The organism is Pseudomonas sp. JAI120 (genome assembly GCF_014207255.1).
In the GTDB taxonomy this organism is placed as follows: Bacteria; Pseudomonadota; Gammaproteobacteria; order Pseudomonadales; family Pseudomonadaceae; genus Aquipseudomonas.
Genome location: NZ_JACHCZ010000005.1, coordinates 181320 through 203932, shown reverse-complemented (window position 1 = coordinate 203932; position 22613 = coordinate 181320). Strand labels below are relative to the sequence as shown.

The following is a 22613-nucleotide window of genomic DNA, read 5'->3' as shown; positions in this document are numbered from 1 at the left end:
GAGCAAGCCCCCTCCCACATAAAGCAGAAAGCAGATCTCAGTGATACCTGAAAATAATAAAGGTGCAGCCATGCCCGCAATCCGAATTGGCATCAACCCGATCTCCTGGAGCAACGACGACCTTCCGGCCCTCGGCGGTGAAACTCCGCTGAGCACCGCCCTGAGCGAAGGCAAGGAAATCGGCTACGAAGGTTTTGAACTCAATGGCAAATTCCCCAAGGACGCCAAGGGCGTCGGCGACGTCCTGCGCCCCTATGACCTGGCGCTGGTTTCCGGCTGGTACTCCAGCCGCCTGGCCCGTCGCTCGGTGGCTGAAGAAATCGAGGCCATCGCCGGCCACGTCGAACTGTTGAAACAAAACGGCGCCACGGTGTTGGTGTACGGCGAAGTGGCCGATTCAATCCAGGGCTCGCGCATTCGCCTGATCGAACGCCCGCGTTTCCACAGTGAACAGGCCTGGCAGGACTACGCCGACAAACTCACCGAGCTGGCGCGTTTCACCCTGTCCCAGGGCGTGCGCCTGGCGTACCACCACCATATGGGCGCGTACGTCGAATCCCCGCAGGACATCGACGAGTTGATGCGCCGTACCGGGCCGGAAGTCGGCCTGCTGTTCGATTCGGGCCACTGCTACATGGGCGGCGGCGAACCCATCGAGGTGCTGCGCAAGCATATCGACCGCGTCTGCCATGTGCATTTCAAGGACGTGCGCAAAGCCGTGGTGCAACTGGCGCGCAACCAGATGTGGAGCTTCCCCGATTGCATCGTTAACGGCACTTTCACCGTGCCTGGTGACGGCGATATCGATTTTGCCGAGTTGCTCGATGTGCTGCTGGCCGCGAAATACGCGGGCTGGCTGGTGGTGGAAGCCGAGCAGGATCCGGCCGTGGCGCCCAGCTATGTCTATGCAAAAAAGGGTTATGACACGTTGCGTGCGCTTCTCAACGAGAGGACCAAACCATGAGCTTGCTGGTAAAGAGCAGTAAACGCGGGCAAACCATGGTCGCCCTGGAAGAGGGCCGCCTGGAATACGTAGGCTTTGCCGCCTACCGCCTGAGCCTTGGCGAAACATTGCCGGTGACTGCCGGCGATAAAGAGCTGTGCCTGGTGCTGCTCAGCGGCCGGGTGACTATCGAAGGCGAGGGCTTCAACTGGCAGAACCTCGGTGATCGCCAGTCGGTGTTCGAGGACAAGTCGCCGTTCGCCGCCTATCTGCCGCCGGGTACCGATGCCCAGGTCACCGCGTTGAGCGACGTACAGATTGCCGTGTGCGCGGCGCCCGGTGCGCCGGGTTTCGAGCCACGCCTGATTCGCCCCGAGCACTGCAAGCGCAGCGTACGCGGCAAAGGCGCCAACACCCGCTACGTGTGCGACATCCTGCCGGACACCGATCCGGCCCATTCGCTGCTGGTGGTGGAAGTGCGCACACCATCCGGGCATTCGTCGAGCTACCCGCCGCACAGGCACGACACCGACGACCTGCCGCACCAGAGCTTTCTTGAAGAGACCTACTACCACCAGATCAACCCGCCCCAGGGCTTTGTGTTCCAGCGCGTGTACACCGACGACCGCAGCATCGACCAGGCCATGGCCGTGGAAAACAGCGACCTGGTAGTGGTGCCAAAGGGGTATCACCCGGTCAGCGTGCCGTATGGCTACGAGTCTTACTACCTGAACGTGATGGCCGGCCCCAAGCGTGCCTGGCATTTCCACAACGACCCGCAGCACAGCTGGCTGCTGGACCTGTAAACGGTGTTGGACGGAGAACAACAACAATGAAGTCGCCTCTACGCTTTGCCCTTAACCGTATGGTCGCGCCCAACCTGTCCCTGCCGGATTTCATCCAACTGGCCGTGGCCTTGAAATGCGATGCCATCGAGATTCGCAACGACCTCAAGGATCGTCAGATCGAATACGGCACCCCGGCCAGCCGCGTGCGTGAATTGTGCGCCGCCCAGGGCATCACGGTGCTGTCGATCAACGCGCTGTACCCCTTCGATGTGTGGAACGACGAGCGCCGCGCCCAGGCGATAGCGCTCGCCACCTATGCCCGCGAATGCGGTGCGCAAGGCTTGGTTATGTGCCCGTTCAATGAACCCGGCGACACCCGCAACGAAGCCCAGCGCGCCGCCGGTTTGCGCACCGCGTTGAGCGAGCTGGCGCCGATCCTGCGCGAGTACGGGATTCTCGGGTTTATCGAGCCCCTGGGCTTCGAAGAGTGCGCCATGCGCCGCAAGCGCGTGGCGGTGAACGCGATCCAGTCCATCGGCGGCCTGGATGTGTTCCGCCTGGTACACGACACCTTCCATCACCACCTGGCCAGCGAGCATGAGTTCTTCCCGGAACTGACCGGGCTGGTGCATATCTCCGGCGTGGAAGATGTCCAGGCGCCGCTCAATTCGATCCGCGACGGCCACCGCGTGCTGGTGGGCGAGGGCGATATCCTCGGCAATGCCGCGCAGATCGACACCTTGCTCAGCAGCGGTTACAGCGGCTACCTGTCGTTCGAACCGTTTGCGACAAGCGTGCACGAGCTGGCGGATATCCAGCAGGCCTTGGGGGCAAGCATCGCCCACCTGCAGAAACGATAAGGGGCGCGACATGACCACTACCCGATTGACCATGGCCCAGGCCCTGGTGAAGTTTTTGGATAACCAGTACATCGAAGTCGATGGCGTGCAGAGCAAGTTCGTCGCCGGCGTGTTCACCATTTTCGGCCACGGCAATGTGCTGGGTCTGGGCCAGGCCCTGGAACAGGACAGCGGCGACCTCGTGGTGCATCAGGGCCGTAACGAGCAGGGCATGGCCCATGCCGCCATCGGTTTTGCCAAGCAGCACCTGCGCCGCAAGATCTACGCCTGCACCGCCTCCGTCGGCCCAGGTGCTGCGAATATGCTCACCGCGGCGGCGACCGCCACCGCCAACCGTATCCCGTTGCTGTTGCTGCCCGGCGATGTCTACGCCAGCCGCCAGCCCGACCCTGTGCTGCAACAGATCGAGCAGTTCCACGACCTGAGCATCAGCACCAACGATGCCTTCCGTTCCGTGAGCAAATACTGGGACCGTATCAACCGCCCTGAGCAGCTGATGACGGCGGCGATTCACGCCATGCGCGTGCTCACCGACCCTGCCGAAACCGGCGCGGTGACCCTGGCGCTGCCACAGGATGTGCAGGGCGAGGCTTGGGATTACCCGGACTATTTCCTGCAAAAACGTGTGCACCGTATCGACCGCCGCCCGGCCACCGCCGCGATGATCGGCGATGCGTTGGCGGCTTTCCGAGGCAAGCGCAAACCGCTGATCATCTGCGGTGGTGGCGTGAAGTACTCCGGTGCGAATGCCGCGCTGCAAGCCTTTGCCGAGCGTTTTGATATTCCCTTTGCCGAAACCCAGGCAGGCAAGAGTGCCGTGGTCTCCAGCCATCCACTGAATGTGGGCGGCATCGGTGAAACCGGCTGCCTGGCCGCCAACCTGCTGGCGCCCGAGGCCGACCTGATCATTGGCATCGGTACCCGCTATACCGACTTCACCACCTCGTCGAAATCGCTGTTCAAGCATGCCGAGGTGAAGTTTCTCAACCTCAATATCAGCCCCTGCGATGCCTTGAAACTCGACGGCGTGCAGGTACTGGCCGACGCCAGGGTCGCCCTCGACGCGTTGGCCGATGCCCTCGGTGATTACCGTTCCGGCTGGGGCGAGCAGATCGCCGACGCCAAGGCGCAACTGGACGCCGAAGTGGACCGTGTCCATCAGGTCGAATACCACGGCGATGATTTTGTGCCGGAAGTCGACGACCACCTCGACCGCGCCGTGCTGCGTGAATTTATCGAACTGACCGGTTCGTGCCTGACCCAGAGCCGGGTGCTCGGCGTGCTCAACGAGCGCCTGGCCGACGACGCGATCATCGTCGCTGCGGCCGGCAGCCTGCCCGGCGACTTGCAGCGTGCCTGGCGCAGCAAGGGCGTCAACACCTACCACGTCGAGTACGGCTATTCGTGCATGGGCTATGAGATCAACGCCGCCCTCGGCGTGAAGCTCGCCGAGCCGACCAAGGAGGTCTATGCCCTGGTTGGCGATGGTTCCTACATGATGCTGCACTCGGAGCTGGCCACCTCGATCCAGGAGCGCCGCAAGATCAACGTGGTGCTGCTCGACAACATGGCCTTCGGCTGCATCAACAATTTGCAGATCGGCAATGGCATGGACAGCTTCGGCACCGAGTTCCGTTACCGCAACCCCGAGAGCGGCAAGCTCGACGGTGGCCTGGTGCCGGTGGATTTCGCCATGAGCGCCGCGGCTTACGGCTGCAAGACCTACAAGGTCAGCAGTGTGGAACAACTCGAGGCGGCCCTGGCCGATGCGCGCACGCAAAGCGTCTCGACCCTGATCGACATCAAGGTCCTGCCCAAGACCATGGTCCACGGCTACCTCTCGTGGTGGCGGGTGGGGGTGGCGCAGGTGTCCACCAGCGAGCGCACCAACGCCGCCGCGAAAAAACTCAATGAACACCTGGCCAAGGCCCGGCAGTACTAATAACAAGAGGAGCGTTTGTATGTCTTTGAAGCTTGGTGTAATCGGTACCGGCGCCATCGGCCGCGATCATATTCGTCGTTGCAGCCAGACCCTGCTCAACAGCCAGGTGGTGGCCGTAACCGACATCAACCTTGAGCAGGCCGCCAAGGTGGTCGCGGAGTTGAAGCTGGACGCCGAGGTGTACCCGGACGGCCATGCGCTGATCCACTCGCCGCAGGTCGAGGCGGTTCTGGTCACGTCCTGGGGCCCGAGCCACGAGGAATTCGTGCTCGCCGCCATCGCCGCCGGCAAACCGGTGTTCTGTGAGAAGCCTCTGGCGGTGACGGCCGAAGGCTGCCGCAAGATCGTCGACGCCGAAGTGGCCTACGGCAAGCGCCTGGTGCAAGTCGGCTTTATGCGCCCGTATGACGAAGGATATCGCGCCCTCAAGGCGGTGATCGACAGCGGCCAGATCGGCGAGCCGTTGATGCTGCACTGCGCGCACCGCAACCCGACGGTAGGCGAGAACTACAAGACCGACATGGCGATCACCGACACCCTGATCCACGAGCTGGATGTCCTGCGCTGGCTGCTCAACGACGACTACGTGTCGGTGCAGGTGGTGTTCCCGCGCAAGACCAGCAAGGCCCTGGCCCATCTGCGTGACCCGCAGATCGTGCTGCTGGAAACCGCCAAGGGCACCCGTATCGATGTGGAAGTGTTTGTGAACTGCCAGTACGGCTACGACATCCAGTGCGAAGTGGTGGGGGAGACCGGCATCGCCAAATTGCCGGAACCGTCCCAGGTGCAGTTGCGCAGTGGGGCCAAGCTGTCGAATGCGATCCTGATGGATTGGAAGGATCGGTTTATCGGCGCCTATGACGTGGAGTTGCAGGCTTTCATTGATAGCGTGCGCGCCGGGCAGGTCGGTGGGCCGTCGGCTTGGGATGGGTTTGCGGCTGCGGTGGCGGCGGATGCGTGTATTGAAGCGCAGGGCAGTGAGCAGATTGTGAAGGTGAGCTTGCCGGATCGTCCGCACTTCTACGGCTAAATCACTGAAGGAACTCTGTTAAAAAATGTGGGAGGGGGCTTGCCCCCGATGGCAGTGTGTCAGTCAACCAGTTGTTATCTGACCCACCGCTATCGGGGGCAAGCCCCCTCCCACAGTTGATTGGTTTCCAATTCAATTCAGGAGTTGATCATGCGAATCGGACTTGTCGGCTATGGCCACGGAGGGCGCTTCTTTCATGCGCCGCTGATTGCAACCCTGCCCGGCGCAACGTTTGTCGGTGTCGTCACCCGATCACCCGAACGTCGCCAGCAACTGGCAACCGACCACCCCGGCGTCCAGGCCTTTGACAGCATCGGCCAGATCGTCGAAGCCGGTGTCGATGCCCTGGTCATTTCCACCACCCTCAAGGGCCGCCCGGCGCTGGTGCTGGAAGCCATCGAACACGGTGTGGCGGTGGTGAGCGACAAACCCTTTGCCGCCAACGCCGAACAGGCCCAGGCGCTGATCACTGCCGCCGAGCGTCATGAGGTGTTACTCAGCGTCTACCAGAACCGGCGCTGGGACTCGGACTACCTGACCCTGCGCAAATTGATCGACGCCGGCGTCTTGGGTGAGATCACCCGCTTTGAATCCCGCGTCGAGCGCTACAGCCCGCAAGCCGTGGGCAATGCCAGCGGCGGCGGCTGGTTGCGGGACCTGGGCAGCCACCTGGTGGACCAGGCGCTGCAACTGTTCGGCCCGGTGGACCGAGTCTTTGCGCAGTTACAGTTCACCCCTGAATACCCGAACCTCGACCATGGCTTTTTCGTCTCCCTGACCCATGCCAACGGGGTGGTTTCCCATTTGTGGGGCAACGCCCTGCAGAACAGCCAGGCTCCGCGTTTTCGCGTCAGTGGCACCTTGGGTTGCTACACCGTGGACGGGCTGGATGGCCAGGAAGAAGCGCTGATGGCCGGCAAGTCGCCGAAAACCGAAGGCGAACACTGGGGCGCAGAAGAACATCGACGCTGGGGCTGGTTCGAACAGGGGCCGGAACGTGAGCGAGTGCCGTCGGAGAAGGGCTGCTGGACCCAGTTCTATCGCCAGTTGCAAGCGGCGGTGCAAGGGCAGGGCCCGTTGCCCGTGGATGCGTATGACGCGCTGGAAACCACCCGTATATTGGACGCTGCACGCCTCAGCGCCGAGCGCCAGCAGGTGGTTTCAACAAAAATAGAATAAAATTCTAAAACAGGTTGATATGGAAATTATTTTCCAATAAAGTCTTTTCCAGGTTGCATAAAGTACGTTCGGACTCGATTCGGGCGACTCAACAAAAACAAGATCAAAAACAACCAGGTACCGTCAGATGAAAATCTTCAACGCTGTACTGCGAGTTTTACGCCCTGCCCACACGCCCCGCGGCCTGCCGCGCGCCCGGCCGTTCTACTTCTCCTTCCTTAATATGCTGTGCGTCGAAAACCAAGGCGCGCTGGTCTGCTGCATTCCAGGCGCACCGGTCGTACGACTGCCCGCCGAGCTCTGATAAACGCAACGTCCAAAAAACCAACAAGAAAGTGGAGACAGACCGTTCATGAAGACCCCGATCCGTTTTACCGCGCTGGCTTTATCCATGATGCTGGCCAGCGGTTTTGCCAGCGCTGCCGACATCAAGGTCGGCGTGAGCATGTCCGCGTTCGATGACACCTTCCTCACTTACCTGCGCGAAGACATGGACAAGCAGGCCAAGTCCTATCCCAAGGGCGACGGCGTGCAGCTGCAGTTCGAAGACGCCCGCGCCGATGTGGTCAAGCAACTGAGCCAGGTCGAGAACTTTATCAGCCAGAACGTCGACGCCATCATCGTCAACCCGGTCGACACTGCTTCCACCAAGAACATCATCAATGCCGCGACCAAGGCGGGCATCCCGCTGGTGTTCGTCAACCGCCGTCCCGACCAGAAGGACTTGCCCAAGGACGTCGTGGCCGTGACCTCCGATGACGTCGAGGCCGGCAAACTGCAAATGCAGTACATCGCTGAGAAACTCGGCGGCAAGGGCAAGATCGTGATCCTGCTGGGCGACCTGGCGAACAACTCCACCACCAACCGCACCAAGGGCGTGAAGGAAGTGTTGGCCAAGTACCCGGACATCAAGATCGAACAGGAACAGACCGGTATCTGGCTGCGGGACAAGGGCATGACCCTGGTCAACGATTGGCTGACCCAAGGCCGCGAGTTCAATGCGGTGTTGGCCAACAACGATGAGATGGCGATCGGCGCGTCCATGGCACTGAAATCGGCCGGCAAGGAAAAGGGCAGTGTGCTGATCGCGGGGGTCGACGGTACGCCGGATGGCTTGAATGCGATCACCAAGGGTGACATGGCCGCCTCCGCGTTCCAGGATGCCAAGGGCCAGGCAGTGGGCTCGGTGGAAGCGGCGCGCAAGATGGCCAGGAACGAGCCGGTCGAGCAGAACGTGATCATCCCGTTCCAGCTGATCACCCCGGAAAACGTCGCCAAGTTCAAGTAGCCCTGACATAACAACAATGAACCGGCAGGGCGGTCGTGCACGCCCTGCTGATGGAGTACCGTCTTATGCTCGCTCAAGCCGCTGTCTCGCAGACTCCCGGTATCCAGCCGTTGCCGCTGGACGAACCTTACCTGTTGGAAATCGTCAACATCAGCAAAGGCTTTCCCGGCGTCGTGGCCCTGGCCGATGTACAACTGCGTGTGCGCCCCGGCACGGTGCTGGCACTGATGGGCGAGAACGGTGCGGGCAAGTCGACCTTGATGAAAATCATCGCCGGCATCTACCAGCCCGACGCCGGTGAAATCCGCCTGCGCGGCAAGCCCATCGTGTTTGACACGCCGCTCGCGGCGCAGAAGGCCGGGATCGCGATGATCCACCAGGAACTCAACCTGATGCCGCACATGAGCATCGCCGAGAATATCTGGATCGGCCGTGAGCAGCTCAACAGCCTGCACATGGTCAACCACCGCGAAATGCACCGCTGCACCGCCGAGTTGCTGGCGCGCCTGCGCATCAACCTGGACCCCGAGGAACACGTGGGCAACCTGAGCATCGCCGAACGGCAGATGGTCGAGATTGCCAAGGCCGTGTCCTACGACTCCGACATCCTGATCATGGATGAACCGACTTCGGCCATTACCGACAAGGAAGTGGCCCACCTGTTTTCGATCATTGCCGACCTCAAGGCCCAGGGCAAAGGCATCGTCTACATCACGCACAAAATGAACGAAGTGTTCGCCATTGCCGATGAAGTGGCGGTGTTCCGCGACGGCCAGTACATCGGCCTGCAACGCGCCGACAGCATGAACAGCGACAGCCTGATCTCGATGATGGTGGGGCGTGAGCTGAGCCAGTTGTTCCCGGTGCGCGAGACGCCCATCGGCGAACTGCTGCTGTCGGTGCGCGACCTGCGCCTGGACGGGGTGTTCCAGGGCGTGTCGTTCGACCTGCATGCCGGTGAGATCCTCGGCATCGCCGGCTTGATGGGCTCGGGGCGCACCAATGTGGCGGAAACCATTTTCGGCATCACCCCCTGCAGCGGTGGGCAGATCACCCTGGATGGCGAGGCGGTGCGCATCAGCGACCCGCACATGTCCATCGAAAAAGGCTTTGCGCTGTTGACCGAGGACCGCAAGCTCAGTGGCCTGTTCCCCTGCCTGTCGGTGCTGGAAAACATGGAAATGGCTGTGCTGCCGCACTATTCGGGCAACGGTTTTATCCAGCAGAAAGCCCTGCGCGCCCTGTGCGAGGACATGTGCAAGAAACTGCGGGTGAAGACGCCGTCCCTGGAGCAGTGCATCGACACCTTGTCCGGCGGCAACCAGCAGAAAGCCTTGCTGGCGCGCTGGCTGATGACCAACCCACGCTTGCTGATCCTCGATGAGCCGACCCGGGGTATCGACGTGGGGGCCAAGGCCGAGATCTATCGCTTGATCTCCTTCCTCGCCGGCGAAGGCATGGCGGTGATCATGATTTCCTCCGAGCTGCCTGAAGTGCTGGGCATGAGCGACCGGGTGATGGTGATGCACGAAGGCGAACTGATGGGCACCTTGGACCGTGCGGATGCGACCCAGGAAAAAGTCATGCAGTTGGCCTCCGGTATGACCGCGGTCCACTGACGAACAGCCGCGCGGGCCTGCGGTTGGTCCGTGCCATAGAATAAGAAGGTGATTGGCTATGAACGCAATAACAGACAACAAGCCTGCCACGGCACCGGTCAAGCATCGTCGGCGCTTGCCCACCGAGCTGAGCATCTTCCTGGTGCTGATCGGCATCGGCCTGGTGTTTGAGCTGTTTGGCTGGATCGTGCGGGACCAGAGCTTCCTGATGAACTCCCAGCGCCTGGTGCTGATGATCCTGCAAGTGTCGATCATCGGCCTGCTGGCGATCGGGGTGACCCAGGTGATCATCACCACGGGGATTGATCTGTCGTCGGGTTCGGTGTTGGCGCTGTCGGCGATGATCGCCGCCAGTTTGGCGCAAACCTCCGACTTTTCCCGAGCGGTGTTTCCTTCGCTGACGGACTTGCCGGTGTGGATTCCGGTGGCGATGGGGTTGGGTGTGGGGCTGCTGGCGGGGGCGATCAACGGCAGCATTATCGCCGTCACGGGTATTCCGCCGTTTATCGCCACCCTGGGCATGATGGTCTCGGCCCGTGGCCTGGCGCGCTACTACACCGAAGGCCAGCCGGTGAGCATGCTCTCGGATTCGTACACGGCTATCGGCCATGGCGCGATGCCGGTGATCATCTTCCTGGTGGTAGCGGTGATTTTCCATATCGCCCTGCGCTACACCAAGTACGGCAAGTACACCTACGCCATCGGCGGCAATATGCAGGCGGCGCGGACGTCGGGGATCAACGTCAAGCGGCACCTGATCATCGTCTACAGCATTGCCGGCCTCCTGGCAGGTCTGGCGGGTGTGGTGGCCTCGGCACGCGCTGCCACCGGCCAGGCGGGCATGGGCATGTCGTATGAGCTGGATGCGATTGCCGCCGCGGTGATCGGCGGCACCAGCCTGGCGGGCGGGGTAGGGCGTATCACCGGCACTGTGATCGGCGCGCTGATCCTCGGGGTGATGGCCAGCGGGTTCACCTTTGTCGGCGTGGATGCGTATATCCAGGACATCATCAAGGGCCTGATCATCGTGGTGGCGGTGGTGATCGACCAATATCGCAACAAGCGCAAGCTTAAACGCTGACGCAGTACAAAATGTGGGAGGGGGCAAGTCGAATCGTCGCACCGCCCCTCCCACATTTAATCATCAACAGCCTGTTTCAACCGTTTGTCTTCTATATAGCTCCACAACACTGAATTTCTTGCTATAAACGCACTCCGATGACCATTCGCCAAGCCCGTCCTGGTGCCTTTGGGGGTTATATCGGTAAAAATGCCTGTCATTTCAGTTGCTGTGCCCTCAAGTCGGCCTTAGACTGCCGCCCCTCGTAAATTGAGTGCCGGGTGGCGCTTGGAATGGATGGCGCCTTTCCGAGACCTGCAGAGGTCGACCGGAACGCTCCCTTATTCGCCTTAATGCACGTATTTTTTATAGAGAAATCAATGACAAAGGAAAAGTTGCTGGCCATGCCGGCGGATGACTACATGAATGCCGAACAGCACGCTTTTTTCGAGAAGTTGCTGCAAGACATGAAGGTGGAGCACCACGAGCGCATTGAGCAGAACCGCATCGCCATTGAAAGCCTGGACACCCCGGCCGACCCGGCCGACGCCGCTTCCGTTGAAGAAGAGCGCACCTGGCTGGTCAACGCCATCGACCGCGATCAGCGCATGCTGCCGCAGCTTGAGCGTGCACTGGAACGCATCAAGGAAGACTCCTTCGGCTGGTGCGATGACAGCGGTGAACCTATTGGCCTCAAGCGCCTGCTGATCAGTCCTACCACCAAATACTGCATCGAAGCGCAAGAGCGTCACGAGCAGATCGACAAGCACCAGCGCCAAGCCTGATGCGCTGAAGCTGGGGGGTCGCCTGCGCGGTCCCCCGGAGAAAGACCGTTACGCCCTCGTCTATTGATCTGCTGCAAGCTACCCCACTAAAGGCCCATGGATAATGGCTCGATAGTGGCGTTTAATGCAGGGACAATAATGACAAGCGGTGGGGTGACGAAGATGGCTGGAGACGGATCTCTGATGGGCGCAGCAGTGCTACCGCAACCGGTGGTGCGTGGGTTGCCCGGCTGGTTGATGCCGCTCTTGCAGAGCGCCGCAATGGTGCTGGTACTGCTGGGCCTGGCGTTTGCCAGCCTGCCGATATATCTCTGCCTGCCCATTGCCTTGCTGGTGATCTGGCTGCCAAGCCTTATGAACCGCACATCCCGCACGGCACCGCCCGACACTACCGATGCTATTGGCGAGCTGACCCGTGATCTGTCCTATACCACCAGCCATAACGCACTTTCCGCTGCCGGCGTAGCCTACTCGGTCAAGCAACTGGCGGCTCGTGTGCAATCGCAATTGGGCGCGGCCAAGCAGATCGTCAGCAGTGCCGAGGTGATGATCAGTACCGAAAAGGTCACCTCTCAACTCAGTCGCGAGGCCCTGCAGGCGGCCAGCCAGGCCCATCAACGCAGCACTGAAGGCCGTGAAGTGCTGGCCCAGTCGATCATTCGTATGCATCAACTCAGCCAGCGCGCCAATGCCAGTCGAGAGTTGATTGAAGCCCTGAGCCAACGCAGTGAAGAAATCCAGCGGGTGACCTTGGTGATTCAGTCCATCGCCAGCCAGACCAACCTGCTGGCGCTCAACGCCGCGATTGAAGCGGCGCGGGCCGGTGAACACGGTCGCGGGTTCGCCGTGGTGGCGGATGAAGTGCGTGGGCTGGCGGGCCGCACTGCCACGGCCACCGATGAAGTCGGGGTGATGGTGGCGGATATCCAGCAACGCACTGCCCAGGTGGTTGAGCAGATTCGCCAGCTCTCGGCAGACTTGCACACCGGTGTCGAGCAGGTGGAGCACGCCGGCGAGCACCTGGAGAACATTGCCGGCCTGGCGGCGGGTGTGGAAGGCCAGGTCAATGAAATCGCCCAGGGCACCGACGACAACCGCGTTCAACTCGACAGCCTCTTCCACGCCGTGGAGCAAATGCGCAGCGACCTTATCGTCAGTGACCAGCAAACCCGCCAGTTGGCCGAGGCCGCTGTGCAGATGGAAGGGCAGGCCGAAACGATCAGTGAGCGCCTGGCGGAAGTCGGGCTGGATGACTATCACCAGCGCATCTACGACCTGGCGTGCGAAGGCGCGAGCCGGATTGCCGCGCAATTCGAAGCCGATGTACAGCAGAATCGCATCAGCCTGGATGATTTGTTCGACCGCAGCTACACCTTGATCCCCAACACCAGCCCGAGCAAGTACCACAGCCGGTTCGATGGCTACACCGATCAGGTGCTGCCGGCCATCCAGGAAGCGCTGTTGCCACGCCATGAAGGCTTGGTGTTTGCCATTGCCTGCACGCCCCAGGGGTATGTGCCGACGCACAACAAGGCGTTTTCCCAGGCGCTGACCGGTGATGCCCAGGTCGACGCGGTGCAGAACCGCACCAAGCGCAAGTTCGATGACCGCACCGGGATCCGCTGCGGCAGCCACCAGCAAGCGGTGTTATTGCAGACCTACACCCGCGATACCGGCGAGTTGATGCACGACTTGTCGGTGCCGATCATGGTCCGGGGGCGGCATTGGGGTGGCTTGCGCCTGGGGTATAAGCCGGAGGGGGCGAAGGCTGTGCGCTAGGGATTGTTGCTGTCTGTGCTTCGCCAGTCGGGAAGCAGCGGGTAATACAGGCTGCCTGGCAAGCGCTATTGCGCCCGTTGCGGTCAGGCAGCCGGCATTGGGTGGATTACTGCGGTTGATGCAGGCGCTGGTTCAGCTCATCCACCGCCATGGCCCAATCGGCGTCTTCACGCAGTTCTTCCTTGAGGAACTGAGCCTGTTGCGGCGTCCAGAAGGGCGCGTCGATCAACTTCACGTCGTCACTCAGCGGGTGCGCGACGATGAAGGCATCGATCGCTTCGGGTGTTGAGTCCAGGCCCAGTTGTTCAAATAACGATTCGAGTGTAGGTATTGGCGCATCCATGTCAGTCTCCGTGCGGGTTTCAGGATCGTTATGCATGGGAGGCTTGTGGCGCGGTAGAGTTCGATCGGATTGTCAGGAGGTCAGTGCCCCTGAATCCACTGCAGCCTTGAGTGCCTGCGCGGATTCTTTTCCGGCGCTGGCGGCGGTATCGAGGGTCTTGAACCAACGGTCTTTTTCGACCTGGTGCGTCGTGACGGTAGTCAACGGTGGCTTGGCGCGCATCACGATCACTGCTTGAAACTCACCGTCTACTTCCCTTGCGTCGCCATGGATGAAAAATTCGCCAATATCAAATTCCGTCACGTAAGCCTTCCCTTCGAGGTAACCAACTGCACTGATGAAACCTGGCCCGTGCGGGGGCAAATTCCAATGGACAGGCCAGTATGGCAGTTGTTGAAGGGCTGCGGCGCAGTAAAGTCATCCGGGTGACGAAACGATCCCGTCGTGCAGTGAGGCTTCCAGCCGCTTGGCCAGTTCACAGGCCTCGATGTGGTCGCTGCGAAAGCCTTTGATTCTGCCACTGGTAACTTCGCGGATATGGAAGAAGTTTCTTCCGGCGGGTACAACTTGGTAAAGAACGGAATTGGGGTACCCGTTGGGAGTGCGCAAGCAGTAGTATTGTCGTTCGTCCTGACATGATGAGCGAGTGCGGGAAGACGTAGCGTCGTATGGGCGTCGTTGCATGGTCAGCTCCTGTCGATCTTGTTGACCTACCAGCAGCGTTACAGGTGGTGTTGACCCGTGTTGCTGTTTTAGTATTGTCGTCGGCAGCCCGCACCTGGTTCCGCGCCGAGATGTTTTTGTTTGTATGAGCTGTCGGAAACTGCGTTTTTAATAGTGTTATTCTCTGAAGCGGGTCGACCGGTATTCTCTGGTTATTGAACCTGTGATCTCCTGCGATGCCTGATGTCCCTGCGCTAGGCCCATCGTGCATGCCCGTCCGGGGCTTTGGGCGCAGCAACGGGGTCTTCTTCAGTTTTTCAATGAATGTGTTGTGTGATCGTGCCGAGATGGCCGTTTCTTTGTGCTGCCCGCTCTGGCGGACAGTGCTTTTTTCTATATGGGGGCGTTTCCTTGGCAGTCAGTAATCTGGATATGCACGCGTTGTTCGTGCTGGGTGATTTGCGCGCAAAGTTGGTCAAGCAGTTTCAATCCCGTTTTGTTTACATCACTGAGCAGACGCCGGAAGGCATCTACATCGCCGAAATCGATACCGAAGCGGCCATGGTGGTGGATGACAAGCCCCGTCTGGAGCTCAAAGTGGGTGACCATTTCCGTGCTGCGGTATTGCCCAGTCGCGAAGGTGGCAAGTTCGAACTCAAGTTCCGCGATATCAAGTTGACGGTGTATGGCTTGGGCGACTACGCCTTTGTGTCTTCTACCGAGGGTCAGGGCATCGTCTTCAAGGAAGGCCACAGTGTGATGCTGGTGTTTGCCGCCAATGAACAACTGCAGGAAGGCTTGACCAAAACCCTCAAGGCCGTGACCGGCAAGGCCGCCAAATGGCGCAAGGGTGAGCTGGTGACGTTCAAGGCCAGTGAATAATCGGTAAATACTGCGAACATCTCCTATCTCCCGGAACCTCTACTACAGTTGAGTTGACTTAACTATTCAGAGGCTTCGCGCATAGACAGCAAAGCCGTTCGTTGTTTGCTGCGACATCGCGAGGTGCAAGGGCATGAAAGGATTGAGAACGCTGTTGGCTGCATCGCTGACGACCCTGAGTTTATCCGTGACTTCGCTGCCAGCTTCGGCCGCGCAGGCGCCGGTGCACTTTGCCGATCTGAACTGGGAAAGCGGCAGCCTGATCACCGAAATACTGCGGGTCATCGTCGAGAAGGGCTACGACTTGCCCACCGACACCTTGCCCGGTACCACCATCACCCTGGAAACCGCCCTGGCCAAGAACGACATCCAGGTCATTGGTGAAGAGTGGGCCGGCCGCAGCCCGGTGTGGGTCAAGGCCGAGGCCGAAGGCAAGGTGGTGGGCCTGGGCGATACGGTCAAAGGCGCCACCGAGGGTTGGTGGGTGCCGGAGTATGTGGTCAAGGGCGACCCGGCCAAAGGTATCAAACCCCTGGCGCCGGACCTCAAGAGCGTGAAGGACCTGGCGCGTTACAAGGACGTGTTCAAGGACCCGGAATCCCCAGGCAAGGGGCGTTTCCTCAACAGCCCCATCGGCTGGACCTCGGAAGTGGTCAACAAACAGAAGCTCAAGGCCTACGGCCTGGATGACAGCTACGTGAACTTCCGCAGCGGTTCGGGAGCTGCACTGGATGCCGAAATCGCCTCGTCGATCCGTCGCGGCAAACCGGTGTTGTTCTACTACTGGTCACCGACGCCGTTGATGGGACGCTACAAGTTGATCCAGCTGGAAGAACCACCGTTCGATGCCGAGGCTTGGAAGACTCTGACGGATGCGGATAACCCTGATCCGAAGCCAACGCGGTCGTTGGCATCCAAGCTGAGTATTGGCGTGTCCACGCCGTTCCAGAAGGAGTATCCGCAGATTGCCAAGTTTTTCGAGAAGGTTGAGTTGCCGATTGAGCCGCTGAATAAAGCCTTGGCGACCATGAGCGAGAACCACACCGCGCCTCGGGAGATGGCTCAGGCGTTTCTCAAGGAACATCCAGAGGTGTGGAAGGCGTGGTTGACCGAGGATGTGGCGCAGAAGGTTGAGGCGAGCTTGAAGTAAGCACGAAGCTTACTTACCGAGCGGAGATCCAGAAATGTGGGAGGGGCGGTGCTCCTTCCACATTTTTTTTGCATTGCCGCTTTAGCATCTGGTTTGCACCGCCAGCTCAAGCGAACCCTCTGCCCGTGGCCGATACCGCAGGCGAACACATTGAACAGGACGCAGCAATAGAGCATCCAGGCAATGAGCGAGCGGTCGGCACGGGCGAGTTTTATGGGGCGGCACTTTACTATCAGCCGCCGACGAAATACCTGCAAAAAATCTCAGGGCGACTATCCTGTTTCGCACCTTTCAGGGAGAACCCGCCATGAGTTTTGTCATCGCACGATGGATCGTCGGCGTTTTTACTTGCATCAGCATGGTGCACCTGTATTGGGCTGCCGGCGGCAAACTCGGCAGCCTCGCCGCCATCCCCCAACTGCCCGGCGAATTCGCCAGCGGGCCTCGCCCTGCGTTCAAGCCCTCGGCGCTGGGTACCTTTCTGGTGGCGATGGGCTTGGTAGGCATTGCGCTGCTGGTGTGCCTGCGGGCCGGGCTGTACTTTTCGGCGGTATCCCATGCGGCGTTGCAATGGGGCATCAGCGCGATTGCCCTGCTGATGTTTGCCAGGGCGATTGGGGATTCGGAGTTGGTGGGGTTTTTCAAGAAGGTCGGCGGGTCACGGTTTGCGCGGTTGGATACGTGGTTTTATTCGCCGTTGTGTTTGGTGTTGGGGGTGGGGCTGTTGGTGGTGGCGTGGGGGTGAGGGGGTTACGTCCTGATTAAATAGTATTGAGTCGGGATGCAAGAAAAGAAAGTTGTCCTCACGCAACGCTCCGTAAAGTAGATAGGCATAACACTTCCCTATGTTTTCGGTCACTCGGCCAATAGTTCGAATGATTCAACTTTTCCGATATATTAGTTGTCGGAAAAATCTAATGTTAGTTGCATATAATGATTTTTGCCTTCTTAAATATAATAAGGGCGGTAGCTGATAAAAAATTAATGATCTCCATCGGCACCAATGAACAGATGCGTGCGCAGAATGCCGAGAGCCTCAACCAGACCTGCGCTACAGCGCCGCAGTCCTCCCGGAAACCCGCGGCGCCACGGCTTCGCGTCTCGACCAATTGACCATTAAGGCGTGTATTCCTACCGGGTGGCGGGGCTTTTCGACGATGCCGATGGCCAGGTCGAACACACCGAAACCCGTCGCCAGTCGTTGTCCAGCGCGTTCACCTGGCGGCCGACGAAGGCACCTCGCTGACCTTGCTCGGGCATTTCCAGAAGGACCCCAAGGGCGCGTTCTACGGTTCGGTGCCGGCCGCTGCCAGAGCCAGGACGGCGAAGTGCAATCCCGTGGTTTTGAGCTGGAAGGCAAGGCCAGTCTCAACGACAACACGGCGGCCTATGCTTACCTGGATAACCGCATCAGCAAGTCGAATAACACCGTGCGTTATGCGCCCATCAACGATATCGGCGTAGACCCGGCCATTAACGCTGAGGGCATCACCACCTACGCGGTACCGCGCCACACGGCTTCAGCGCGACCTACCAGTGGTGATGGCACGCCGATAAGGCAATTTAATGGCCCCTTTGTAACAAAATTCTCGCCAGAATCGCTTTTATTTTCAGGTGGTTAGGTGGGGAAGCAAATGCGCACTGTTGGAATCATGCTGATCGCCTGCTCCCTGGCCGGCGGCGCGGCTGCCGTGCAGGCACGGGAGCTGCGCGAGGGTGACAAGTACATGTGCAGTTGGGGCGCCGGCACGGCCGCCAGGGCCCAGGAGCTCAAGCTGTCGGGGGTGTCGCTGTACGCTGCGCGGCAGAAGATCCAGACCATCAAGTTCAATAAATCCTGGATGCGCATGATGGCCATGGGCATCACCGAGCAGACATATGACAGTCGTTCACGGCTCAAGCCCGAAGCGATTCGCCAGAGTTTCTACCAGGATTGCGTGCGTTACAAAGTGGCACGCAAGTAACACCCTACTCGCCGGCGCCGGCTTACAAATCCACGACAAACGCGTGTTTCCATTTGCATACAATTGCGCTCCTGATAGAGGAGGCTTGTATGCACACGGTTATTCGCCTTGCGAGGCTGGACGATATCGACGCGTTGTTTGCCATCCGCACTTCGGTGGTGCAAAACCATTTGAGTGTCGCGCAGATGGCGGACCTGGGCATTACGCCCCAGATGCTGGCCGACAGCATCCGTGAAGCACCCTGCGCGTGGGTCGCCGAAGTGGACGGTGTGCGTGCAGCCTTTGCCATGGTCGATCTGGCCGAGGGCGAGGTATTTGCGATGTTCGTATTGCCCTCTCATGAAAATCTGGGCCTGGGCCGGAAGCTGATGGCGGTGGCAGAGGCCGCATTGTTTGAACACCACGACACGCTGTTTCTGATCACAGACGGGCGCGACGAAATCCGCGCCAACGGGTTCTACCGGCGCTTGGGCTGGTCGGTGGTGGAGCGGGTCGAGGCTGACGACGTTCGCTATCAGAAGAGCAGGGCAGGGTAAGCCGATGAGCCCGGCAGAACACCCATCGCCCGCCAGCTTGCGCTTCCTCGCGGTCGGCGTGCTGCTCGTCGCGGTGGTGCTGGGGGGCTATTTCGTGCAACTCAACGCCAAGGCGGATCGCCAGCGCGAAGAAGCGGCCGAGCGTTTGGCACTTTGCCAGCAGATTGAGCGAGTCGCCAGTGTGGCCACATCCGGTGGCCTCGAACTTCGCGATACCTGCAAGCAATTGAGAGCGAACGGGTCGAAGAGTGTTATGCCGCCTTAACTAATAACCCTTTTTTATAAGTGGAAATATCGACGGTAGTTGCACCAAAAAGTGGCACTCATATACGTCACTACCTTAAAAAACATGTGGTTATTGAAGGACTTACACCGCTTTTAATCCGACGAAAGGATATAAAATTTTCTTGTTACAGCTTTTTACACTCGTTACTATAGCCGGGCGTTCACCTCCCACGGTTTATGCATTTTTAAATCCCAAGTTTCCATCAGCTACTTGGGATTTTTTTTGCCTGGGATTTAACCCCCGGCGTCAAACTTCACCTTCTGCATACTCCGCACGCATCCGCCCATTGCGTTTGGCCTGGTAAAGCAGCTTGTCGACGTCTTCGACAAAACCCAGCATCGAGCTGTCGGGTTTGACGACGTGCGTACCCACGCCCAGGCTCAGAGTCAGCAGGTTCGATACCGCTGAACAGCCATGTTCGATCTGTTGCTGGCAGATCAGGTGCAGGCAGCGCTGTGCCACCTGTCTGGCCGACGCCGCATCGGTTTCCGGCAGCAACCACACAAACTCCTCACCACCGATACGTGCGATGAAGTCCCGGGGCCGGTTGGCGGCCAGTGACAGGGTACGCGCGACCTGGCGCAGGCACTCGTCGCCCTTGATGTGGCCATAGTGGTCGTTGTACTGCTTGAAAAAATCGATATCCAGGATGATCAACGACAGCGGCAACTGGCTCCGCTGGGCGCTGGCCCATTCGCGCTCGAGCATGGTGTCGAACATGCGCCGGTTGGCGATGCCGGTGAGGCCGTCCTGATAGGAATATTCCTCGAGTTGTTTTTGCAGGCGCACCAGGTGTTCTTCGGTCTTCTTGCGTTCACTGATGTCGAACATAAAGCCAATCAGCGCCTCGACTTCGCCGTCCTTGCGCACCACGTGCACCACGTCGCGAATCCAGACATAGTCGCCGTTCACCGTCAGCGCCCGGTAATCCGCTTCATGGTCCACCCCGGCACGGGATTGCGACACGCAGAAATTCACCACGTATTCGCGGTCGTCCGGGTGCATGCGCGAGACCCAGTCGTCAACGCTGACCCAGCTTTGCGGGGTCCAGCCCAGCAGCGCTTCGATCTGCGGGCCGATATAGCTGAAGGTCATGCTCTGCCAGTCGATACGCCAGGGTATGGCCTTGGTCGACTCCAGCAGTGTCCGGTATACATCGCTGTCGGGCTGGCTCGGAGGGGCAATGCTCATGGTGGACGGCTCGAATGATGGCTAAGTGCCCAGAGCGTCGTGTGATCGACGGTGGGAGTCAAGCGCTTGCCGAGGCAGCAGACGAGAGGTCGAGGGGCGGGCATTGTGGCGGCCCGCTAGCTATTGACAGCATGGCTTGGTGTATCCAGTGCGCCGTAGTAACGCCAGCAGCAATGACGGTGCTCCGGCACGATCACGCAGCCGCTGAGGCAGACGATCAGCAAAGCGGCAACCAGCAGGGTAAGTCGACGGTACATGGTGTTTCCTCTTGGATTGACCTGGGTTAATCCTTCAACGTTGCGGCCTGCCTGAATCCGTCGCGAAGCTTTCAGATATTTCATCAAGCCCCGTCATCCTCTGGGCAATACTGCCTTCGAACACTGCCCGAAAATAAATCTGCGCAGCCCGCGACGGATTTTTTGCGCACGCGTCGTTCAACCCATCAGCAACCTGCACTTTCGCGTGTTGCATGAAGGAGTTGCCATGAGACCCCTGGCCACATTGCGTTTTGCCTTGCTTGCTCCGCTGGCCCTCGCCGCGTTTGTCAGCACCCCGACTTTTGCCCAGACCGAAATCATCATCCAGCAGGCGCCGCCGCCGCAGCGCGTGGAAATGATCCCGGCCCAGCGCCCCGGTTATGCCTGGGATCCTGGCCACTGGCGTTGGGAAGGGCGCGCTTATGGCTGGGTGCCGGGCCACTGGCAGCCCGTGATGCGTCACGCGCGCTGGGAGCCTGGTCATTGGGAAGCCCATGGCCCGAACTGGTACTGGCGCGAAGGGCATTGGATCCGCTGAACCCTGACCCTTGGCCCTGAGAACCGCCCGATTGAAAGACCCTGATCCGGACGTCGAGCTGCTGGCGCGTATCGGCAATAACGAACCTGCCGCCGTCAACGAAATGGTGACGCGCAAACTCCCGCGTTTGCTGGCGCTCGCCGGTCGTCTCCTGGGAGACGCCGACGAGGCCAAGGACGTGGCCCAGGAAAGCTTCCTGCGCATCTGGCGCCAGGCCGCCCACTGGCGCAGTGGCGAGGCGCGTTTCGACACCTGGCTGCACCGGGTCGCGCTGAACCTGTGCCACGACCGCTTGCGGCGGCGCAAGGAGCGCCCGTTAAGCGACGCGCAGGCGCTGGAAGTGGCAGACAGCTCGCCATCGCCTGAAGAGCAACTGGAGACCCAGGACCGCAGTGCACGCATGGCCGCCGCATTGGCGGCCTTGCCCGAACGCCAGCGCGAAGCCATCGTGTTGCAGTACTACCAGGAGCTGTCGAACATCGACGCCGCGGCCCTGATGAATATCAGCGTCGAGGCACTGGAGAGCCTGCTGTCGCGGGCCCGACGCCAGTTGCGCAGCCAACTTGCCGACACACCCGGGCTTGCCCGCCCAGGAAGGGGAAAATCATGACACCCGAACGCTTTGTTTATCTGGCCGACGTCTATGGGGCGGACCTGCGTCGCTGGCCCGAGGCTGAACGGGAAACGGCCCAGGCGTTGCTCCGCAGCGGCAATGTGAACGCGCGTAAAGCCTTGCAGCAGGCACGTTGGCTCGACAGCCAGTTGGACAGCCATCAACTTGCATTACCCGACCCGGCGCTGGTCCGGCAGATACGCCAATCCGCCCCACGCTCATTCTGGTCACGCTATGCCAACTGGTTATCGCCTGCTGGCCTTGTCGGCGTGGGCATTGCCGGCATCGTCACCGGAATGCTGGTGGCGTCCATGAGCGTGCCGCTGCCGATGTTGTCTTCCGAAGTGCTGCCCAGCGTCTTCGATCAAGGCGACGCGGAAGTCGTCTTCAGCGTCAACGCCGAGGAAACCGAACAATGACCGCCAGATCCCTCAAGCCGTGGTTGCTCGTTTCGGTACTGCTCAACGTGTTTTTGATCGGCGGCGTCGGTGGTGGCCTCTACCATTGGATGGCCAACACCCCGCCCGCCGAAGTGGTGGTCAACCCGCACGGCCTGCGTCAGGCGATGGTCAAGTTGCCACCGGAGCGACGCAGGGAGCTGCGCCAACTGCTGCGTCACAATCGCGACGACAGCCAGCCGCTGATCATGGCCGGGCGTGAAGCGCGGTTGGGGGTGATCAAGCAATTGGAAGCGCCGAGCCTGGACCGTGAAGCACTGGTTGCAGAGCTGGCCAAGGCACGGGAGGCCGATATGGCCCTTCGGGCGCTGGTGGACAGCACCCTGGCGCAGTTCGCCAATACCTTGCCCCAGGATGAACGGCAGAAGCTGGTAGAGGCCTTGTACATGCGCGGGCAGGCAAAGTCGGCAGGCAGCAAACCTCGGTCGTGAGCTGCGAGACCTGAAGTCGTTCGGTTAA

General features: G+C 60.1%; 27 protein-coding genes and 2 pseudogenes. 24 read left to right on the top strand and 5 right to left on the bottom strand.

Features of this window, described 5'->3' with window-relative positions; translation table 11 throughout:
* The first annotated feature begins 70 nt into the window (after nt 1-70).
* The 12 genes from iolE (at nt 71) to HDC32_RS24655 (ending at nt 13273) form a co-directional block, all read left to right on the top strand.
* The gene (gene iolE / locus HDC32_RS24710; RefSeq protein WP_184745871.1) at nt 71-964 is read left to right on the top strand and encodes a myo-inosose-2 dehydratase; all 894 of its coding nucleotides are present in this window, start codon (nt 71-73) and stop codon (nt 962-964) included.
* On the top strand, nt 961-1749 hold the full coding sequence (iolB, locus tag HDC32_RS24705; RefSeq protein WP_184745869.1) for a 5-deoxy-glucuronate isomerase: 789 nt from the start codon (nt 961-963) through the stop codon (nt 1747-1749). The genes iolE and iolB overlap by 4 nt, the downstream gene beginning before the upstream one ends.
* 26 nt (nt 1750-1775) lie before the next feature.
* Nucleotides 1776-2591, top strand: coding sequence for a TIM barrel protein (locus HDC32_RS24700; protein WP_167655446.1), 816 nt, complete (start codon nt 1776-1778; stop codon nt 2589-2591).
* 10 nt (nt 2592-2601) lie between these two features.
* Entirely contained in the window at nt 2602-4533 is a 1932-nt protein-coding gene (iolD, locus tag HDC32_RS24695; RefSeq protein ID WP_145337259.1) for a 3D-(3,5/4)-trihydroxycyclohexane-1,2-dione acylhydrolase (decyclizing), read from the top strand.
* A gap of 19 nt (nt 4534-4552) precedes the next feature.
* Nucleotides 4553-5563 carry a Gfo/Idh/MocA family protein gene (locus HDC32_RS24690; protein ID WP_184745867.1) on the top strand — a complete coding sequence of 337 codons (1011 nt, stop codon included), beginning with the start codon at nt 4553-4555 and terminating at the stop codon, nt 5561-5563.
* A 150-nt stretch (nt 5564-5713) separates the two neighbouring features.
* Complete coding sequence (locus HDC32_RS24685) at nt 5714-6742, top strand: Gfo/Idh/MocA family oxidoreductase (protein ID WP_184745864.1); 1029 nt, start codon at nt 5714-5716, stop codon at nt 6740-6742.
* Nucleotides 6743-6869: 127 nt separating this feature from the next.
* Nucleotides 6870-7046, top strand: a complete 177-nt coding sequence (locus HDC32_RS24680; RefSeq protein ID WP_167655448.1) for a hypothetical protein — start codon at nt 6870-6872, stop codon at nt 7044-7046.
* Nucleotides 7047-7094: 48 nt separating this feature from the next.
* Entirely contained in the window at nt 7095-8030 is a 936-nt protein-coding gene (locus tag HDC32_RS24675; RefSeq protein WP_131700623.1) for a sugar ABC transporter substrate-binding protein, read from the top strand.
* 65 nt (nt 8031-8095) lie between these two features.
* A complete protein-coding gene (locus HDC32_RS24670; protein ID WP_184745862.1) occupies nt 8096-9649 on the top strand; it encodes a sugar ABC transporter ATP-binding protein in 1554 nt (517 codons plus the stop codon).
* A gap of 58 nt (nt 9650-9707) precedes the next feature.
* Complete coding sequence (locus tag HDC32_RS24665; protein WP_024076018.1) at nt 9708-10730, top strand: ABC transporter permease; 1023 nt, start codon at nt 9708-9710, stop codon at nt 10728-10730.
* Between the two features lie 359 nt (nt 10731-11089).
* The gene (locus HDC32_RS24660) at nt 11090-11494 is read left to right on the top strand and encodes a TraR/DksA family transcriptional regulator (RefSeq protein WP_003191666.1); all 405 of its coding nucleotides are present in this window, start codon (nt 11090-11092) and stop codon (nt 11492-11494) included.
* A gap of 96 nt (nt 11495-11590) precedes the next feature.
* Complete coding sequence (locus tag HDC32_RS24655; protein WP_409438556.1) at nt 11591-13273, top strand: methyl-accepting chemotaxis protein; 1683 nt, start codon at nt 11591-11593, stop codon at nt 13271-13273.
* A 106-nt stretch (nt 13274-13379) separates the two neighbouring features.
* On the opposite strand, the gene HDC32_RS24650 is transcribed toward HDC32_RS24655, so the two are convergent.
* Entirely contained in the window at nt 13380-13616 is a 237-nt protein-coding gene (locus HDC32_RS24650) for a DUF2789 domain-containing protein (RefSeq protein ID WP_184745861.1), read from the bottom strand.
* Between the two features lie 72 nt (nt 13617-13688).
* Entirely contained in the window at nt 13689-13919 is a 231-nt protein-coding gene (locus tag HDC32_RS24645) for a hypothetical protein (protein WP_065927941.1), read from the bottom strand.
* Between the two features lie 792 nt (nt 13920-14711).
* Here HDC32_RS24645 and HDC32_RS24640 point away from each other — a divergent pair.
* Both HDC32_RS24640 and HDC32_RS24635 read left to right on the top strand, forming a co-directional pair.
* Entirely contained in the window at nt 14712-15161 is a 450-nt protein-coding gene (locus tag HDC32_RS24640; RefSeq protein WP_177409513.1) for a hypothetical protein, read from the top strand.
* 133 nt (nt 15162-15294) lie between these two features.
* On the top strand, nt 15295-16311 hold the full coding sequence (locus HDC32_RS24635; protein WP_184745859.1) for an ABC transporter substrate-binding protein: 1017 nt from the start codon (nt 15295-15297) through the stop codon (nt 16309-16311).
* 113 nt (nt 16312-16424) lie between these two features.
* Here HDC32_RS24635 and HDC32_RS32125 read toward each other — a convergent pair.
* Nucleotides 16425-16526, bottom strand: a pseudogene (locus HDC32_RS32125) (DUF2946 domain-containing protein); the annotation flags it as partial.
* Nucleotides 16527-16618: 92 nt separating this feature from the next.
* Here HDC32_RS32125 and HDC32_RS24625 point away from each other — a divergent pair.
* The 6 genes and pseudogenes from HDC32_RS24625 (at nt 16619) to HDC32_RS24605 (ending at nt 19076) form a co-directional block, all read left to right on the top strand.
* Nucleotides 16619-17056: a DUF3995 domain-containing protein gene (locus HDC32_RS24625; RefSeq protein ID WP_131700628.1), complete on the top strand. Its 438-nt coding sequence runs from the start codon at nt 16619-16621 to the stop codon at nt 17054-17056.
* A 218-nt stretch (nt 17057-17274) separates the two neighbouring features.
* Nucleotides 17275-17616 (top strand): annotated as a pseudogene (locus HDC32_RS32530) (TonB-dependent siderophore receptor); the annotation flags it as partial.
* 23 nt (nt 17617-17639) lie between these two features.
* The gene (locus tag HDC32_RS24620; RefSeq protein ID WP_409438494.1) at nt 17640-17933 is read left to right on the top strand and encodes a hypothetical protein; all 294 of its coding nucleotides are present in this window, start codon (nt 17640-17642) and stop codon (nt 17931-17933) included.
* A gap of 12 nt (nt 17934-17945) precedes the next feature.
* Nucleotides 17946-18275, top strand: a complete 330-nt coding sequence (locus tag HDC32_RS24615; protein WP_026136677.1) for a hypothetical protein — start codon at nt 17946-17948, stop codon at nt 18273-18275.
* 89 nt (nt 18276-18364) lie between these two features.
* Nucleotides 18365-18811 carry a GNAT family N-acetyltransferase gene (locus HDC32_RS24610; protein WP_131700629.1) on the top strand — a complete coding sequence of 149 codons (447 nt, stop codon included), beginning with the start codon at nt 18365-18367 and terminating at the stop codon, nt 18809-18811.
* Nucleotides 18812-18815: 4 nt separating this feature from the next.
* Nucleotides 18816-19076 (top strand): hypothetical protein, encoded by a 261-nt coding sequence (locus HDC32_RS24605; RefSeq protein ID WP_131700630.1) that lies wholly within the window; start codon nt 18816-18818, stop codon nt 19074-19076.
* Nucleotides 19077-19343: 267 nt separating this feature from the next.
* Here HDC32_RS24605 and HDC32_RS24600 read toward each other — a convergent pair whose 3' ends face one another.
* Together HDC32_RS24600 and HDC32_RS24595 are read right to left on the bottom strand one after the other, a co-directional pair.
* Complete coding sequence (locus HDC32_RS24600) at nt 19344-20288, bottom strand: sensor domain-containing diguanylate cyclase (RefSeq protein WP_184745857.1); 945 nt, start codon at nt 20286-20288, stop codon at nt 19344-19346.
* A 116-nt stretch (nt 20289-20404) separates the two neighbouring features.
* Nucleotides 20405-20545, bottom strand: a complete 141-nt coding sequence (locus HDC32_RS24595) for a hypothetical protein (protein ID WP_167655452.1) — start codon at nt 20543-20545, stop codon at nt 20405-20407.
* Nucleotides 20546-20771: 226 nt separating this feature from the next.
* On the opposite strand from HDC32_RS24595, the gene HDC32_RS24590 reads away from it, so the two are divergent.
* From HDC32_RS24590 to HDC32_RS24575, 4 genes are read left to right on the top strand one after another with little or no spacing between them, the layout of a single operon-like run.
* Nucleotides 20772-21083, top strand: a complete 312-nt coding sequence (locus tag HDC32_RS24590) for a YXWGXW repeat-containing protein (protein WP_184745855.1) — start codon at nt 20772-20774, stop codon at nt 21081-21083.
* Between the two features lie 31 nt (nt 21084-21114).
* On the top strand, nt 21115-21693 hold the full coding sequence (locus HDC32_RS24585; RefSeq protein WP_145337264.1) for an RNA polymerase sigma factor: 579 nt from the start codon (nt 21115-21117) through the stop codon (nt 21691-21693).
* Nucleotides 21690-22115 (top strand): hypothetical protein, encoded by a 426-nt coding sequence (locus tag HDC32_RS24580; protein WP_184745853.1) that lies wholly within the window; start codon nt 21690-21692, stop codon nt 22113-22115. Before HDC32_RS24585 ends, HDC32_RS24580 begins: the two co-directional genes overlap by 4 nt.
* Complete coding sequence (locus tag HDC32_RS24575) at nt 22112-22585, top strand: periplasmic heavy metal sensor (protein ID WP_184745851.1); 474 nt, start codon at nt 22112-22114, stop codon at nt 22583-22585. The genes HDC32_RS24580 and HDC32_RS24575 overlap by 4 nt, the downstream gene beginning before the upstream one ends.
* Nucleotides 22586-22613 lie beyond the last annotated feature (28 nt).